This is a genomic window from Acinetobacter sp. YH01022, from assembly GCF_013420235.1.
Taxonomy (GTDB): domain Bacteria; phylum Pseudomonadota; class Gammaproteobacteria; order Pseudomonadales; family Moraxellaceae; genus Acinetobacter.
On sequence record NZ_VOYP01000021.1, the window covers coordinates 14,740 to 31,454 of the forward strand.

General features: G+C 43.2%; 17 protein-coding genes. 8 read left to right on the top strand and 9 right to left on the bottom strand.

The window, feature by feature from the left end:
* Nucleotides 1-9: 9 nt before the first annotated feature.
* From tilS to ppx, 3 genes are read right to left on the bottom strand one after another with little or no spacing between them, the layout of a single operon-like run.
* Complete coding sequence (gene tilS, locus FTT87_RS09150) at nt 10-1,359, bottom strand: tRNA lysidine(34) synthetase TilS (protein ID WP_180174722.1); 1,350 nt, start codon at nt 1,357-1,359, stop codon at nt 10-12.
* Nucleotides 1,296-2,120 (bottom strand): acetyl-CoA carboxylase carboxyltransferase subunit alpha, encoded by an 825-nt coding sequence (locus FTT87_RS09155; protein WP_180043821.1) that lies wholly within the window; start codon nt 2,118-2,120, stop codon nt 1,296-1,298. Before FTT87_RS09155 ends, tilS begins: the two co-directional genes overlap by 64 nt.
* A gap of 50 nt (nt 2,121-2,170) precedes the next feature.
* A complete protein-coding gene (gene ppx / locus FTT87_RS09160) occupies nt 2,171-3,691 on the bottom strand; it encodes an exopolyphosphatase (protein WP_086197462.1) in 1,521 nt (506 codons plus the stop codon).
* A 260-nt stretch (nt 3,692-3,951) separates the two neighbouring features.
* On the opposite strand from ppx, the gene trxA reads away from it, so the two are divergent.
* The 3 genes from trxA to FTT87_RS09175 all read left to right on the top strand — a co-directional run bounded on the left by trxA (nt 3,952) and on the right by FTT87_RS09175 (nt 6,542).
* Nucleotides 3,952-4,278, top strand: coding sequence for a thioredoxin (trxA, locus tag FTT87_RS09165; RefSeq protein WP_092820879.1), 327 nt, complete (start codon nt 3,952-3,954; stop codon nt 4,276-4,278).
* A 328-nt stretch (nt 4,279-4,606) separates the two neighbouring features.
* Nucleotides 4,607-5,875: a transcription termination factor Rho gene (gene rho, locus FTT87_RS09170; RefSeq protein WP_005007569.1), complete on the top strand. Its 1,269-nt coding sequence runs from the start codon at nt 4,607-4,609 to the stop codon at nt 5,873-5,875.
* Between the two features lie 421 nt (nt 5,876-6,296).
* Nucleotides 6,297-6,542, top strand: a complete 246-nt coding sequence (locus FTT87_RS09175) for a hypothetical protein (RefSeq protein WP_180043824.1) — start codon at nt 6,297-6,299, stop codon at nt 6,540-6,542.
* A 230-nt stretch (nt 6,543-6,772) separates the two neighbouring features.
* On the opposite strand, the gene FTT87_RS09180 is transcribed toward FTT87_RS09175, so the two are convergent.
* The 3 genes from FTT87_RS09180 to pheS form a co-directional block, all read right to left on the bottom strand.
* Entirely contained in the window at nt 6,773-7,069 is a 297-nt protein-coding gene (locus FTT87_RS09180; protein ID WP_086197465.1) for an integration host factor subunit alpha, read from the bottom strand.
* Nucleotides 7,066-9,447, bottom strand: a complete 2,382-nt coding sequence (gene pheT, locus FTT87_RS09185) for a phenylalanine--tRNA ligase subunit beta (RefSeq protein WP_180174723.1) — start codon at nt 9,445-9,447, stop codon at nt 7,066-7,068. The genes FTT87_RS09180 and pheT overlap by 4 nt, the downstream gene beginning before the upstream one ends.
* Before the next feature lie 137 nt (nt 9,448-9,584).
* Nucleotides 9,585-10,565, bottom strand: coding sequence for a phenylalanine--tRNA ligase subunit alpha (gene pheS / locus FTT87_RS09190; RefSeq protein WP_086197467.1), 981 nt, complete (start codon nt 10,563-10,565; stop codon nt 9,585-9,587).
* A gap of 157 nt (nt 10,566-10,722) precedes the next feature.
* Between pheS and FTT87_RS09195 the strand changes: the two genes are divergently transcribed.
* Entirely contained in the window at nt 10,723-11,766 is a 1,044-nt protein-coding gene (locus FTT87_RS09195; protein ID WP_180174724.1) for a hypothetical protein, read from the top strand.
* 90 nt (nt 11,767-11,856) lie between these two features.
* On the opposite strand, the gene FTT87_RS09200 is transcribed toward FTT87_RS09195, so the two are convergent.
* Nucleotides 11,857-12,633 carry a ThiF family adenylyltransferase gene (locus FTT87_RS09200; protein ID WP_180174725.1) on the bottom strand — a complete coding sequence of 259 codons (777 nt, stop codon included), beginning with the start codon at nt 12,631-12,633 and terminating at the stop codon, nt 11,857-11,859.
* A 147-nt stretch (nt 12,634-12,780) separates the two neighbouring features.
* Nucleotides 12,781-13,335, bottom strand: a complete 555-nt coding sequence (gene orn, locus FTT87_RS09205) for an oligoribonuclease (RefSeq protein WP_086197470.1) — start codon at nt 13,333-13,335, stop codon at nt 12,781-12,783.
* 125 nt (nt 13,336-13,460) lie between these two features.
* Here orn and rsgA point away from each other — a divergent pair, with 125 nt between their 5' ends.
* The 4 genes from rsgA (at nt 13,461) to secB (ending at nt 15,789) form a co-directional block, all read left to right on the top strand.
* Nucleotides 13,461-14,519 (top strand): small ribosomal subunit biogenesis GTPase RsgA, encoded by a 1,059-nt coding sequence (rsgA, locus tag FTT87_RS09210; RefSeq protein ID WP_180174726.1) that lies wholly within the window; start codon nt 13,461-13,463, stop codon nt 14,517-14,519.
* A 94-nt stretch (nt 14,520-14,613) separates the two neighbouring features.
* Nucleotides 14,614-15,021 carry a rhodanese-like domain-containing protein gene (locus FTT87_RS09215; RefSeq protein WP_086197472.1) on the top strand — a complete coding sequence of 136 codons (408 nt, stop codon included), beginning with the start codon at nt 14,614-14,616 and terminating at the stop codon, nt 15,019-15,021.
* Nucleotides 15,022-15,039: 18 nt separating this feature from the next.
* Nucleotides 15,040-15,294, top strand: a complete 255-nt coding sequence (gene grxC, locus FTT87_RS09220; RefSeq protein WP_086197473.1) for a glutaredoxin 3 — start codon at nt 15,040-15,042, stop codon at nt 15,292-15,294.
* 39 nt (nt 15,295-15,333) lie between these two features.
* Complete coding sequence (gene secB, locus FTT87_RS09225; RefSeq protein ID WP_166169354.1) at nt 15,334-15,789, top strand: protein-export chaperone SecB; 456 nt, start codon at nt 15,334-15,336, stop codon at nt 15,787-15,789.
* A gap of 97 nt (nt 15,790-15,886) precedes the next feature.
* Here secB and FTT87_RS09230 read toward each other — a convergent pair whose 3' ends face one another.
* Nucleotides 15,887-16,693 (bottom strand): enoyl-ACP reductase, encoded by an 807-nt coding sequence (locus tag FTT87_RS09230; RefSeq protein WP_086197475.1) that lies wholly within the window; start codon nt 16,691-16,693, stop codon nt 15,887-15,889.
* Nucleotides 16,694-16,715 lie beyond the last annotated feature (22 nt).

The following is a 16,715-nucleotide window of genomic DNA, read 5'->3' on the forward strand; positions in this document are numbered from 1 at the left end:
ATTTTTTAACTAAGAGATCAAATTTGGTTGCCATCCACCGATTTCACAATATTCAGATTGGGCTAACCAAAACCCTTTTGGTGTAAAAACACCAAGCATAACATTATCTATGCTTAATATTTGAATTCTATAACGCTGCCAGGGAAAAATTTGTGCTTCCTGAATGGCTTTCTTTAACGGCCAAGCCCCCACTCGTCCATACAAATGAATTTTTTCGCCGCCCTGGCGCATCACTAAATCAAGTTTTTGACCCAGCAATGCTGCTGACAGGCCTACTTTTGCAGTTTCAGCCAGATAATCACCTGACAGTATTTCAAGCTTTTGTCCTAACTCGACAAAGATTGCCTGTTTATTAGCAACCGATTGATTTTTTTCAGCCAAATATTCTGTGGCACTTAAGCGGAAAAGTTTTTGCTGATAACGCACATAATAATATTGATTCCAGTGCAATGCCGCCTGTGCATCAGATTTGGAGCCAATCACTTCAAGCAACAAGCGTTGCACCATTTCAAAACTCGGGCGATAGGTATCCTGTCCTTTCATCCAAGCAGAGAGCAATTGCCTTTGCCGTGCACTTGATAATTGGGATAACTTTTCTAAATTCAGTTCAATTGCCGATCCGCAATGGTTTAAATCCTGCTGTAATACTTCCAGCAAAATGTCTTCTGCATCCTGCATGAGATAACTAGTACGGCTTAAAGCTTGCTGCATTTGAGGATAGCGATTTTGCAGCACTGGCCACAATTCATGACGGCACCAGGCCCGATCATAATGGATATCTAAATTGGTGGGATCTTCAATATTTTGCACACCCAAATGGGTGGCCCATTGGCCAATCTGCTCACGGGAAATATCCAGCAGTGGTCGCCAAATGCTGAATTGCTTTCGTACATCGACCTGCTTCATGGCGGATAAACCATGTACGCCGGCACCCGAAAGCAAGCGTAGCATCAAGGTTTCGGCCTGATCCTGCTGATGATGCGCCAAGACCAAGATTTCATTGGCTTTTAAATGTTTTGAATAAGCTTGATAACGTGCGTTACGTGCCTGATGTTCCAGGTTGCCATCTTGCACTTCAACGGCTTCAACAATACACGGTACATTCAGCGCTGCACATTGATCAGATACAAATTGCCCCCAGTCTGCACTAATTTTTTGCAACTGGTGATCGACATAGATCGCACGGATTTTTTCAGGAAATAAATCAGACATTAAACGCAATAGCAGCATGGAATCCATGCCGCCACTACATCCAATCAAGAAAGTGCTTTCAGGAGGAAAGCACTGGATTTGTTTTAAGATGCCAGACCGGAATTGTCGCTGCCAAACTTCATTAAGCGCTGGTAACGTGCTTCGCATCTCTCATTCACATCCATCGATTGCAATTCTTCTAAAGCCTGTTGTAATACATCTTTAAGATCTTGCATCACTTTTTCAGGCTGCAAATGCGCGCCTTCACCTTCATCAACCACATATTCAACAATACCAAGTTGTTTTAATTTCTCTGCAGTTAATGCCAAGGCTTCACTGGCTTGTTCCGCTTTCTCTGCTGTTTTCCATAAAATGGATGCACAACCTTCAGGAGAAATCACCGAATAGATACTGTGAGACAACATCACCACGCGATCAGCCACACCAATACCGAGTGCACCACCTGAACCGCCTTCACCTAAAACGGTCGCAACCACCGGAACTTTAAGGCTTGAAAGCTGTGCAAGGCTAGTGGCAATCGCTTCTGCCTGACCACGTTCTTCCGCACCGACCCCAGGATATGCACCCATGGTATCGATAAAAGTGAATACTGGCAGTTTAAAACGTTCAGCCATGTCGAGTAAACGCTGTGCTTTACGGTAACCTTCGGGATTACTCATACCGAAGTTGTGTTGCAATTTTTCACGAGTGCTGCGACCACGATGTTGCCCAACAATCATCACTGGCTGACCATTAAAACGTGCCAAGCCACCGATCATCGCACCATCGTCACCAAATACCCGATCTCCATGTAAAGCATCGAATTCAGTGAAGATTTCACCAACATAATCCAGGAATTGCGGACGTTCTGGATGACGCGCAATTTGAACCGTTGTCCATGCTTTAGATTGAGCAGCTTTATTTTTCATAGGTCGACCATTATCCCTAAATTAACAATACCTTGTTAACCAATCACTTGTTAATAGATAAATTGTTCCGACTGAATATTCAATTCAATATCCCAATGCTTAAACTGCATCTGTTCATCATGCAAGTCTGCTACAAGCAAAGGCCATTGTTTGGCATCGCCAGAAACGCTGAGCTGCCATTGTTGCTCATTGATGATACTTAATTCAATGGCAGGAAGCATCTCATCGCTACGACTATGATTCAGTAAAACTGCTAAACGCAGCAATAGACATAAGTACACAAGTTTGCTACCACCGACTTTAGCAACATCAACCCGTGCATCGCCACGAAGTTTACGACGGTGATGAGCGACCAAATGTGACAAATGGTTTTGGTCAATTTGTGAGAAACCGGGAATATCCGAATGCTGCAATAAATAAGCCCCATGGCGATGATAACCACTGTGACTAATCGCCAGGCCAATCTCATGCAAATATGCAGCACGACGCAGTAAGTCACTGTCATCATTAGTTAAATTTAATGATTGTGCAACGCCATTAAATAGTTGCTGTGCCGTATTGACTACACGCTCAGCCTGTTTGCTATCTGCGTTATAGCGTCCCATTAAAGCATGTACAGAACGGTCGCGAACGTCTTCATGCTGGAAACGACCAAGCAGGTCATACATGACACCTTCACGTAACGCACCATCTGAATAAACCAGTTTGTCCAGACCCAGCACATCAAATACTGCATATAAAATGGCAATCCCTGCTGGCAAAACTGCTCGGCGGTCTTCTTTCAGGCCGTCAAATTCCATTTCTGTCACGTGCTTGTATTTGAGCAGCTTGTCTTTGAGTTTTTCCAGACCTTCACGGGTGAGCTCTTCTTTTTCATTGCTCCAGCCCATATTCACGGTAATCTGACGACAGGCTTTAATTGTTCCGCTTGAACCCACCACAGTATCCCAACCAGCGGCTTTATAGGTATTGGCAATCCCTGAAATTTCCTTACGGGCAGCGGTCACCGCTTTATCGAAACTTTTCTGATTGATCTCACCCTCCATAAAATAGGCTTTGGTGAAGGCCACACATCCCATTTGTACAGATTCAGTATGGATCGGCTCGAATGCCTCGCCGATAATCAGTTCAGTTGATCCACCACCAATGTCAATCACCAAGCGGCGGCCACTATTGGCCATGGTATGCGATACACCTAAATAAATCAGACGAGCTTCTTCACGACCGGCAATAATTTCGATCGGTTTAGGTAAAATCTCTGCGGCTTTTTGAATAAATTCATGACCATTCTTGGCCTGACGTAAAGCATTGGTGGCTACAATACGCAACCGGTTGGCCTGTACCGAACTTAAACGCCCGACAAAGCGTGCCAGACAGGCTAGACCCCGTTGCTGTGCCGCCTCAGTCAAATTTTTGTTTTCATCTAAACCTGCGGCCAATTGTACTTTTTCTGACATTGAAGCCACTTTTTTTACTTCGCCATGATCTACACGTGCAATCGCCAGGTGAAAGCTGTTCGACCCCATATCGATGGCAGCAAGTAACTCTTCATCAATCAAAAAATCAGACATTATTCAAACAAACCTATAAGAATTGTGCTTAGAGTAATTCACATGCATGCAATTTAAAAGCCATTTATCAATTCAACTAAAGCAGTTTTTAATTTTTTAATCGCTTAAACAATTGTAGGACACGATAATCAATATCGTGAGCATCAATTAGACAAACTCAATATAATGATTGAAAATTTACATATCCCTCTACATAGTTAAACGAGGCTATGTAATACTTATAGTTATAGAACTAACTTAAAATTTATTTGGAGCATTCCATGTCTGGCAATATCGTAAACACAACTGATGCGAACTTCGAAGCTGACGTTTTACAATCTGACATTCCTGTACTTGTCGATTTTTGGGCAGGCTGGTGTGCACCTTGTAAAGCTATTGCACCTGTACTTGAAGTATTATCTACAGAATTCGAAGGCAAAGTAAAAGTTGTTAAAGTTGACGTAACTGCTTGTGAAGCGACTGCCGTAAACTACAATATCCGCAACATTCCTGCACTATTGATGTTTAAAAATGGTGAAGTTGTCGCTCAACAAGTCGGTGCTGCGCCAAAATCTAAATTGACTGCTTTTATTGAAGAAAATATCTAATTTAAAACAGTGTAATTGAATCCAATGCGCTATCATCAGATAGCGTATTTTTTTCGTCTATAAATTGACAAAAATACGATTAGCTCTTATATTGCTTGTTCAAGGAATAAAGGATTTCTAATCCGTCATTTTCTTACAAGACACAACACATAAGATCGCCGCTCGGCAACAGAAATTGTTTTTACACTTTTCTCTTCGAAACAATGAATCAGACCTCTGAATTGTTATTGTGCAAATACAATTGCGTTACGTTTATTGCGTGTAAGCGGCTGAATGTTGCTCCCTTTTCTCATCTCTATCCCAGAATTTTAATTCTATCTGACCCCCTATGAATTTAACTGAACTCAAGAAAAAACCGATTGGCGAACTCATCAAGATTGCCGAGTTTATGGGCCTGGAAGGAATGGCTCGTAACCGCAAGCAAGACATCATTTTTGCCATCTTAAAACGCCATGCAATGAATGGCGAAGAGATCTTTGGTGATGGTGTTCTGGAAATTCTGTCTGATGGTTTTGGTTTCCTCCGCTCAGCAGCAGGCTCTTATCTTGCAGGCCCAGATGACATTTATGTCAGCCCATCACAAATTCGCCGTTTCAACTTACGCACCGGTGATACCATTACTGGCACAATTCGCCCACCCAAAGAAGGCGAACGCTATTTTGCGCTTTTAAAAGTTAATCAAATTAACTACGACACGCCTGAGAACTCGCGCAACAAAATCCTGTTTGAAAACTTGACCCCATTGTTCCCGACTGAACAATTGGTGATGGAACTGGGTAATGGTACCACTGAAGATTTGACTGCACGTGTAGTGGACTTGGTGGCCCCGATTGGTAAAGGCCAACGTTCTATTATCGTTGCGCCGCCAAAAGCGGGTAAAACCATGTTGTTACAAAACATCGCACAGTCGATTGTACGTAACAATCCTGAATGTTTCCTGATCGTGCTTCTGATTGACGAACGTCCTGAAGAAGTAACCGAAATGGAACGTACCGTTCGTGGTGAAGTGATTGCTTCAACTTTTGATGAATCCCCAGCACGTCACGTACAAGTGGCTGAAATGGTCATTGAAAAAGCAAAACGTCTGGTAGAACACAAGAAAGATGTGGTAATTCTGCTGGACTCGATTACCCGTTTAGCGCGTGCCTATAACACTGTCATCCCTTCTTCAGGCAAGGTGTTGACTGGTGGTGTGGATGCGCATGCCTTAGAGCGCCCAAAACGTTTCTTCGGTGCTGCACGTAACATTGAAGAAGGCGGCTCATTGACCATTATCTCTACTGCCCTGATTGAAACCGGCAGTAAGATGGATGAAGTGATTTACGAAGAATTCAAAGGAACCGGTAACCAGGAAATTACGCTTGATCGCCGCATTGCCGAGAAACGTGTATTCCCTGCAATGAATATCAAAAAATCCGGTACTCGCCGTGAAGAACGCCTGATGTCTGAAGACAACTTACGTAAAGTATGGATTTTGCGTAAATTGTTGCATACTCAAGATGAACTGGCTGCTATGGAATTCTTGCTGGATCGTATGAAAGAAACCAAAACCAATGATGATTTCTTCGATCAAATGAAGCGTAAAGCGACCAACTAAACACAGCATTATTCTTTTTTTCTATAAAAAGGCTATCCTAACGATAGCCTTTTTATTTGGTTGACTTTATTTACATAAAGCTACAATCAAGTCTTTTCTTTGTAAACTTAAGGGACTAGTTCATACCTGTTAAAAATATTAACTTTAAAAAACCATAATTTTTAGCGAGTTATTTAGTATTTATCCAATATAAACTCTCCGATTGATTGTTATTTTCTGTTAAAAAAATGCTCGTTTTTTATCTTTTTTTGCATTTTTTACTAGCCTCCTAGTAGCAATTCAAAATGCGCAGTGATAGCATATTCGCAGACCAGTTAGACTGCCTCTGCATTGTTACTGCCTAACAGATTTTAGGAAGAATAAAAGCACTCAACAGGCTAACATAGGTTTTTTTTAATCTCATATTTTAGAGAGTGATGCCATGTTATTCAAAAAAATCGCTATTGCTGCTGCAGTTGCTACTACTTTAGCTTTCGTTGGTTGTGCTAAAAAAACTGAAGAAGCTCCTGCTGCTGATGCTGCTGCATCTGAAGCTACTGTAGCTGCTTCTGAAGCTACTGCTGCTGCTTCTGCTGCTACTGTTGAAGCTTCTGCTGCTACTGACGCTGCTGCTTCTGCTGTTGACGCTGCTCCAGCTTCTGAAGCTGCTGCTTCTGCTGCTAAATAATCTTTACGATTATTCAGTACAAAAAAGAGAGCCATTGGCTCTCTTTTTTTATGACTAAAATAAAGTTCAATTCTATAAAAACAATTGTATCTCTCCCTATTCTAAGTACAGAATTGATTTCTAATCCCGATTGTCAATTAAATTACAAAGGGCTGAATCTCTCAAATACTTAGGCTCTACTCCACAAATAACGCTTTTATATACAAATCTTATAGCAAAAAAAGAGCAGATCAATCGATCTGCTCATTTCCTACACGCTGGCGGAATTTCTGCCCTGCGCGGAATGTGACTACACGGCGTGCTGAAATTGGAATTTCCTCGCCAGTTTTCGGGTTACGGCCTGGACGTTCACGCTTGTCACGCAACTCAAAGTTACCGAACCCCGAAAGTTTAACCTGTTCGCCCGAGATTAGCGCTTGGCTAATCTCATCAAAGAACAATTCGACCATTTGTTTAGCTTCACGACGATTTAAACTCGTGAGCTCACTTAAATGATCAGCCATTTCTGCTTTTGTTAGTGCTGTCATGAAGCCCTCAATGTCGCTTGGTAAGTGTTTTCCAACACTTGAAGGATATTATCCATACCTGATTTAATTTCAGCATCTTCCAATGTACGGCTTGGATGCTGCCAGAGAAGGGCGAATGCCAGTGAGCGTTTCCCTTCTTCTACCCCTTGTCCAGTATACACATCGAATAACCATGTCGAGTCTAGCAGCTCCCCACCTGTTTTTTCGATAAGTCCCTGAATTTCGCTAACATTAATCTTATCACTAATTAAAAGCGCAATATCACGTCTTACTGATGGAAAACGTGATAATTCTGTAAAATTAGATACATAAGTTTGCAAAACAGCCTTTTGATCAAGTTCGGCAACCCAAGTCATGCCCAAATCAAGTTCGTCTTCCAAAGAGGGATGTAAACGACCCAGATAACCAACAGACTGACCATCAACCAGAATTTCAGCTGATTGTCCAGGATGCAACCAGCTACGCTCTGAACGAACATATTCCACTTGAACCCGTCCAGCTGCCAGAATTTCCTCAACTTCACCTTTTAAGTCAAAGAAATCCATCGGTAGAGCCTTGCCATGCCAAGATTCAGTTGCTTTAGCACCGACTGCAATTAAAGCCAAAGTCGGGATTTGTTTAAGATCGTGGATACTTTGTGCATCCTGATAATCAAAGCGTAAACCGAGTTCAAAGAAACGTACACGGTTTTGCTGACGGTTAATATTGTATTGCACACATGGAATCAAGCTGGACAACAAAGTCGAACGCATTGCCGCCAGTTCACTTGAAATCGGATTGGCCAACATTAACGGATTGACCGCAGGATTCAACTGTTTTTCAAGTTTGGCATCGGCAAAGCTAAAACTGATCGCTTCCTGATATCCCAAAGTCACCAGGGTTTGACGAAGTTGTGGCAATTCAAACTGATCTTGATGTTTGGCAAGTTTTACATCAATCACTGGCAAGCTGATCTGAATGTTGTCATAACCATGAATACGGGCAACTTCTTCAATCAGGTCTTGGTAAATCGCCATGTCGTAGCGATGTGATGGAGGAACTACAGTCCACTCACCTTGTGATTTTACAGTCACCACACAACCTAAGCGTTGCAGTGCATCGGTAATAAAGTCACTTTCAACTTTGTAACCCAATAACTGATCCACTTGAGCTTGATTCAGCTCAATCGCTTCACGTTTTGGTAAAAGCTCAGTTTTTTCTGCAACAGTAATTGGACCAAATTCACCACCAGCAAGATCAGCAATCAGCTGTGATGCGCGGTGCATGGCAATAAGTGGTAATTCAAAATCTACGCCACGTTCATAGCGCTGAGATGCATCGGTATGTAAACCAAAGCTACGTGCACGACCCGCAACATGTAAAGGCGCAAAGAAAGCAGATTCCAGGAAGATTTCCGTGGTTTCATCGGTAACAGATGAAGACAAACCACCCATGATGCCGGCAATTGCCAATGCTTTCACATCATCAGCAATGACCATCACGTTGTCTTGAAGTTCAACTTCTTGTTCATTTAATAGAACCAGTTTTTCAGCAGCAGTGGCTTGACGTACATGCACTGAACCTTGAACCTTGCCACCATCAAATGCGTGTAATGGTTGACCCAATTCAATTAAGACATAGTTGGTGATATCGACCAAAATGCTGTGCTGACGGATACCTGAACGAGCAAGTGCACGTTCCATCCATACCGGGGTCGCTGCTTTTGTATTGACGTTTTTAATCACACGACCCAAGTAACGTGGGCAGCCTTCTGTCGATACTACAACTTTCTTTTCATCTACGATGGTTGCAGCCACTTCCTTGATTTTCGGTGCAGTCACAGCAAGCTGGTTAATGACACCAATTTCACGTGCGATCCCACGAATACTGAAACAGTCACCACGGTTAGGCGTGATACTGATATCAATGACATTGTCATCAAGATCCAGATATTCACGGATATTCATGCCAACGGGTGCATCCGCAGGTAGTTCTAGCAGACCATCAATTTTATCTTCAAGATCAATTTCAGAAGCACCACACAGCATACCTTGGGATTCGATGCCACGAAGCTTACCTTTCTTGATTTTGAAATCACCCGGTAAAACTGCACCAATGGTAGCTACAGGTGCTTTCATGCCTGCACGTACATTCGGTGCACCGCAGACAATCTGTAAAGGCTCACCTGAACCGATGTTGACTGTAGTCACACGTAACCGGTCTGCATCAGGATGTTGTTCTACAGTCAGAACTTCACCTACAACCACACCTGTAAATGGTTTTGCCGCTGGCGCCAGTTCATCCACTTCCAAACCGAGCATGGTGAGTTGGTCAGATAAGGTATCGCTGTCAATTGCTGGGTTGACCCAGGTGCGTAACCAATTTTCGCTAATTTTCATTTCTATAAAAACCTGTAATTTCAATCTCTAGAATTCCCCTCTGACTCCCCCTTTTTCAAAGGGGGAAAACCCCTATCTTTTCGCGGAGTCCCTCTCCTTTTTTAAAGGAGAGCTTAGGAGAGGATTAAATAAAAGCCTTAAGCAAATTGGCGTAAGAAACGCACATCATTCTGGTAGAACATACGCAAATCATTAATGCCATAACGCAGCATGGCAAAACGCTCTACACCTAAACCAAACGCAAAACCTTTATATTTTTCAGGATCAATGCCTGCTGCCTGAAGCACATTCGGATGCACCATACCGCAGCCTAAAACTTCTAGCCAACGGCCACGTTCATCCATGATATCCACTTCAGCACTTGGTTCAGTGAATGGAAAATAAGATGGCCGGAAACGGACGGTTAAATCTTTTTCAAAGAATTCGTTCAGCAAGTTCACCAGCAAACCTTTCAGTTCAGCGAAGCTGGTATTTTCAGCCACGTATAAACCTTCAATTTGATGGAACATTGGCGAATGCGTCTGATCCGAGTCACAGCGATATACGCGACCCGGGCAGACAATACGAATTGGCGGCTGATTCTTTTCCATAGTACGCACTTGCACACCTGAAGTGTGGGTACGAAGCAAGTGGTTGGCATCAAAATAGAAAGTATCATGCATTGCACGTGCAGGGTGATGACCCGGAATATTCAGTGCTTCAAAGTTGTGATAATCATCTTCAACTTCAGGCCCCGTCGCAACCGTGAAACCGGCTTTGGTGAAGAATTGGCAAATGCGTTCCTGCACTTGGGTCACAGGATGAATACTGCCTACGCTTTGACCACGACCCGGCAAGGTAATATCAATCGTTTCGCTGGCAAGTTTTTGTTCTAGTGCAGCTTTTTGTAATTCGGCCTGACGTGTGGTTAATGCACCAGTGATGGCTTCACGCACAGCATGAATTTTTGCCCCGAAAACTTTACGTTCTTCAGGGTCCATTTTACCCAGTGCCTTGGATTGTTCCGCGAGCTGGCTTTTCTTCCCTGTAAATTGCACTCGTACTTGATCGAGTGTAGCAAGGTCCTCTGCTGCTGCAATCGCAGCGAGCGCTTCAGTGGTCAGGGCTTCCAGTGACATAGTAACTCTCAAAGCAACAATTTAAAAATATAATAAAACCCCATATTCTAACAGTTTTTAAGCGCATTGATGAAGTTCCCTATAGAGGAAAAATTAGATTGGCAACCATATTTAGAAAAAGTATAAGATAAAGCCAATATTTATGAGATCAATAACAATGGCACTCGATCAGATTTGGAAACAGCAGCTTACTTTGGTGACCTATGGCAATGAATATCTCAGCCAGAATCTGAGCTTTAATCATTGGGTACAACATGCCATTTTTAACCAGCACAATTTGCGTTTCCGAGATCTGCTGTCACAACATTTATTGGCACAACATTTTCAAATCTGGCTGGAAGGTCTAAAAAAACAGGGAACGCTGCGCATCAGCCTGCACAGTTCCAGTCTGCTCAATGATGAACAGAATCCAAATGCCAATGTTGAACTGCTGGCCATTCCGCATTTTATTGTCAGCCATGAACAAAATAAGAAAACGGCCTGGATTTTCGGCAAGGAGTTGGCGGAGTGGTATAACGCAGATCATGACTATGCAGCACCCAAGCCACAACAGGAACAGTGTCGTCAGGAAACCTTCTGGCGTTTCGAGCTGAATTCAAAACTGGCAAAGCGTATCGATGCCGATCTGCAACAGCCGAAGTGGGATGACATTCAGATTTATACCAACAACGAATTATTTGACAGCAAGTTTGCACAGGGCTTTATCGAGCCTGCCAATCGTGATTTTCCATATTATGGAATGCCGCAAACTGCAACGGAAAATGCCGATGGCTCCCCATTATCCGAGAGTAAATATCTGCCTTTACTGCCAAGCGATTATCAGGCGGATTATGCGCATACCACACTGCATCGCCTGGAAGCATTATCCAGTTATATTCAGCAAAAACAGCAACATCCCTATCATGCGGATGGCAGTGAACTGACAGCAGAAGAGCAGCTAAATCTACGCCATTTCTCGCAAAAACTGGATGATTTAACCGCAAAATTTATAGTTAAAGTTGCCAATCATTATCAATCCGCACGCTTAACCAAAGTTGAAGTCGCCAATCCCCTGGATGATGCACCCAGCACTCCGCATAGCGCTCCACAAGTAAAAAGCCATCCTGCACATGCCTCGCACAAGGTCGGGACATCAGGCGTCATCAAACTGATTCTGCTGACCATTGTGATTTGTGTATTGGCTTATTATTTTGGACTTTAATTTTTATAAGGTTTCAAAATCTGGATGAACCCGATCACATCACATCGGATTCATCCTTTTTATAAGCTTCTAATTTTTATCGTGATGAGGTCATTGCAATTTTTTAGGCTTTTTTAGTGCCAGTTTTTTTAACACTTCTGATACCGCTACCATAGCAAAACTTGAAGTTACCACCACTGCCGAGCCATAACCGCCACAGCGCAGGCCGGCACTGGCACAAACCTCTGCGCCAGAAAATGGATTATCAATCGAATAGACACAAGTAATTCCAAATTTTTCTTTCGGCTTTTTGCAAATGCCTTTGGCTCGTAGCTGGCTGCGCAGTTTGGCCAGCATCGGGTCCTGTTCCGTCTTAGACAAATCGGCAACACGGATTTTTAAAGGATCCAGCTTGCCGCCTGCTCCACCCGAGACAATGAGCGGAATTTTATTAAAACGGCAATGCAGCATTAACGCCAGTTTGGCTTTGACATCATCAATACAGTCCAGAACGACATCAGGGGCATTTTCTAACAGTTCTTTGACATTATCTGGGGTTAGATAGTCATCCACCACGTTAATTTTGATACGTGGATTAATTGAATAACAGCGCTCGGCCATCACTTCAATTTTTTCCCGACCCAAGGTCGAACTCATGGCCGGCAATTGACGGTTAATATTCGATGCCGCGACCACATCCATATCAATCAGGGTCAGCTCAGCAATGCCGGTACGTGCCAAGGCTTCAACCGCCCAAGAACCCACGCCGCCAATGCCGATCACCATCACATGGCTGTGTTCGTAGTGACGAAAAGCTTCATCTCCATAAATTTTTTCTACCCCGGCAAAGCGGCGCTCATATTCATCATCTTCAGGAAGATCAGTCATTCGTCATCTAACAGCTAAAAAATACCGACGCATTTTATCAAATTCCGGCTCAATTCGATAATCTATCTCTTTCGCATCATTCAATAACTGTAGCAGACATAAAAAAAGAGGCTTTCGCCCCTTTTCTATTCATCTATCAATACTGCTTTATTTATTCATGATAAAGAAATATTCACGATAATATTTCAGTTCGGCAATCGAATCACGGATGTCATCCATCGCTAAATGTGAGGCATTTTTCTTCAAGCCACTCATAATTTCCGGACGCCAGCGTTTTGCCAGCTCTTTCACTGAAGATACATCCAGATTACGGTAATGGAAGTACTGTTCCATTTCCGGCATTAAACGGTGCAAGAAACGGCGATCCTGACAAATCGAGTTACCACACATTGGGGATGATTTTGGATTGACCCATTTTTTCAGGAATTCCAGGGTTTGCTGTTCGGCATCTTGTGCAGTCAATTTACTGCGGCGTACCCGTTCGATCAGCCCCGATTGACCATGCTGACGCGTATTCCATTCATCCATCGCATTCAGTACGCGATCCGACTGATGCACAGCCAGCACTGGACCTTCCGCCAGAATATTCAGGTTATCGTCAGTCACAATCGTTGCAACTTCAATAATTTGATCGTTATCCGTATCCAGACCTGTCATTTCAAGGTCAATCCAAATCAGGCGGGTATCAGGGGTGCTGCTCATAAATGTGCAATCTTATTGGGCTTAAAAACCGCTATAGTAGCAAATTTATTGCAACTTGGCTGTAACTCCTACCCCGCTTCATGCTATTTTTGCCATTCTTAGTCCATGCTTTTTTTAGGATATGAATGGCTTTAATTCGTAAACGTCGTTTAACTGAACAGCAGCAACGTCGCATTCAGAAACAACATCAAACACGTCAAGAAGAACCCGACACTTCAAATGATTTAGAAGGCCTGGTGGTTCAACATTATGGCCGTCAACTTGAAGTGCAAGCCTTATCAACGCCCGAAAATCACCCGAGTAAACCTGTCGTTGCAGCAGGTGAACCCGAACCGTTCTGGAAGCCGATTGAAGTCGGCAGTGTATGGCGCTGTCATACCCGAACCAATCTGGAAGCACTGGTCACAGGTGACCGGGTCAAATGGCAGGCCGACCCGAATACCGGACTCGGTATTATTACCGCCATTCATCCACGTAAATCCCTGCTAACCCGTCCTGACCGTTATCACAAGGTTAAACCTGTTGCGGCCAATGTCAGCCTGATTGTGATTGTGTTTGCCTCTTTTCCGGAAGTTGCCCCCAGCCTGATTGACCGCTATCTGGTGGCCTGTGCCGATGCTGAAATTCCGGCACTTCTGGTGCTCAATAAATCTGATTTAATTCAGGAAAATGACCCGATTTTAGACTTAGTCAGAGAATACCAAGACCTGGGCTATGAGGTGATGCAAACTCAATCTGATGGCGATTTAACTGAACTAGCAAAACGCTTGGCCGGTGAAACGGTCGCTTTTGTCGGTCAGTCTGGTGTCGGCAAAAGCTCGCTGATTAATGCCATGGTTCCCGAAGCGGCGCAAAAAACCAATATCATTTCGGAAAACTCGGCGCTGGGTCAGCACACCACCACCTCTACACGTTTAATTGCCTTTGGTGAAGGCGCTGCACTGATTGACTCTCCGGGCATCCGTGAATTTGGTTTATGGCATCTGGACCTGGCCAAAGTGCAGCATGGCTTTCCTGAAATTGAAAACCTGCTGGGACATTGCCAGTTCCGTAACTGTACCCATAAGCATGAAAAGCAATGTGCTTTGCGTCAGGCTGTGGAATCTAGTGAAATCTTGCAACGCCGTTTAGACAGTTATTTGCGTTTAATCGATGAAATTACTGAAGCGCAGCAAAAAAATTAATTTTTCTTAACCCTTAGCCCTTGAAGCAGTGATTTTGATCGCCATATTTATAGGCTATACTCTACGCAATTTTGAAATTGTAATTAGGTGACTTGTGGAACGTTGGTTCGAATTTATGGGGAATCACCCCTTCTTGTTTGGAACACTCGGGGTGTTGGTTGTTTTGTTCTTTATTTTAGAAGGACAACGCAATGGCCGTAAAATTTCACCACAATCTTTAGGTATTTTAGTCAAAGCTAAAAATGCCATGCTGATTGATTTACGTGATGCCAAAGATTTCCGTGAAGGTCATATCAGCGGTAGCCGTAATATTCCCTATAGCCAGATTACCAGTCATATTGAAGAGTTAAAATCTGCCGATCGACCACTGGTGTTTATTTGTAACCTGGGTCAAATCGCAGGAACCGCCTTACAACAAGTGGGACATGCCGACAGTTACCGTCTAGACGGTGGAATCAACAACTGGAAAGTGCAAGGCTTACCCCTGATTAAAAGCAAATAATAGGCTTGGAGATTTTGAATGGCTGAAGTAATTATTTATTCCACCACCGTATGCCCTTATTGCATTCGCGCAAAACAACTTCTTGAGCGTAAAGGCGTGGCTTATAAAGAAATTAACTTATCTAACGAAGCGCCTGAAGTACGTGTGGAACTGATGCAACGCACCAATCATCGTACTGTTCCACAAATTTTTATTAACGACCAGTTTATTGGTGGTTTTGATCAACTTTATGCTTTAGAGCGTGAAGGAAAACTAAACGAACTACTGGCTTAACCCTATATTAAGTCAGCTCTTCATATTAAGGATTAAAGAATGAGTGAACAACAAGCTCAACCACAATTAGCACTAGAACGTATTTATACTAAAGATATTTCTTTTGAAGTACCTGGGGCACAAGTATTTACTAAAGAATGGCAGCCTGAATTAAATATCAACCTGTCTTCTTCTGCAGAAAAAATTGATGCGACGCATTACGAAGTGTCATTACAAGTCGTGGTTCAAGCGAACAATGCAGGTGATACTGCATTTATCGTGGATGTAACGCAAGCCGGTATTTTCCTGATTGACGGTGTTGAAGAAGAACGCCTGCCATATATTCTGGGTGCTTATTGTCCAAATATCCTGTTCCCGTTCTTACGCGAAGCAGTCAATGACATGGTCACCAAAGGAAGCTTCCCGCAATTGCTGCTTACACCAATTAACTTCGATGCTGAATTCGAAGCCAATATGCAACGTGCGCAAGCAGCCGCTGCTGAAGGTCAAGCTTAATTGTTTAAGCCAACCTGATATAAAAAAGACCGCATATGCGGTCTTTTTTATTGCCATATTTCTCCTTCTCCCTTTGGGAGAAGGAATTGACCGATGATTATTCACCATCCATCATTAAATCAGCGCTCATACCCACAGTATTAAAGCCGGCATCAACATACATAATTTCGCCAGTAATACCATTGGCCCAAGGTGAGCACAGGAATAATGCCGCATTACCGACATCTTCAATGGTCACATTACGTTTCAGTGGCGCAACTTTTTCATTCAGGTCTAACATTTTACGGAAAGACTTGATACCTGAAGCTGCAAGAGTACGGATTGGACCTGCCGAAATGGCATTTACGCGAATGCCTTCTGCACCAAGGCTTGATGCCAAATAACGCACACCCGCTTCTAATGATGCTTTCGCCATACCCATAACGTTGTAATTCGGCATTACACGTTCAGAACCCTGATAAGTCAAAGTCAACAAACAGCCTTGGCGAACTTTTAATAAAGGTTTTGCAGCACGTGCCATGGCAATAAAACTGTATGCACTAATGTCGTGGGCAATGTTAAAACCTTCACGGTCGGTAACATCAGTAAAGTCACCATCTAAAGTATGCGCTGGCGCGAAACCGATTGAATGAACTACGCCATCCAAACCATCCCAATGTTTTGCCAATTCTGCAAAAGCCTGGTCAATTTCAGCATCTACCGCCACGTCACAAGGGAAAACCAGTGTTGAACCGAATTGTGCAGCAAACTCATCAACACGTTTTTTTAATTTTTCATTCGGATAGGTAAATGCCAGTTCAGCACCTTCACGATGCAAGGCTTGAGCAATACCAAATGCAATGGATAATTTACTTGCAATACCCGCGATGAGAAAACGCTTACCCGCCAATAGTCCTTGTGCCATGTGAATCTCACTCAAAATAATT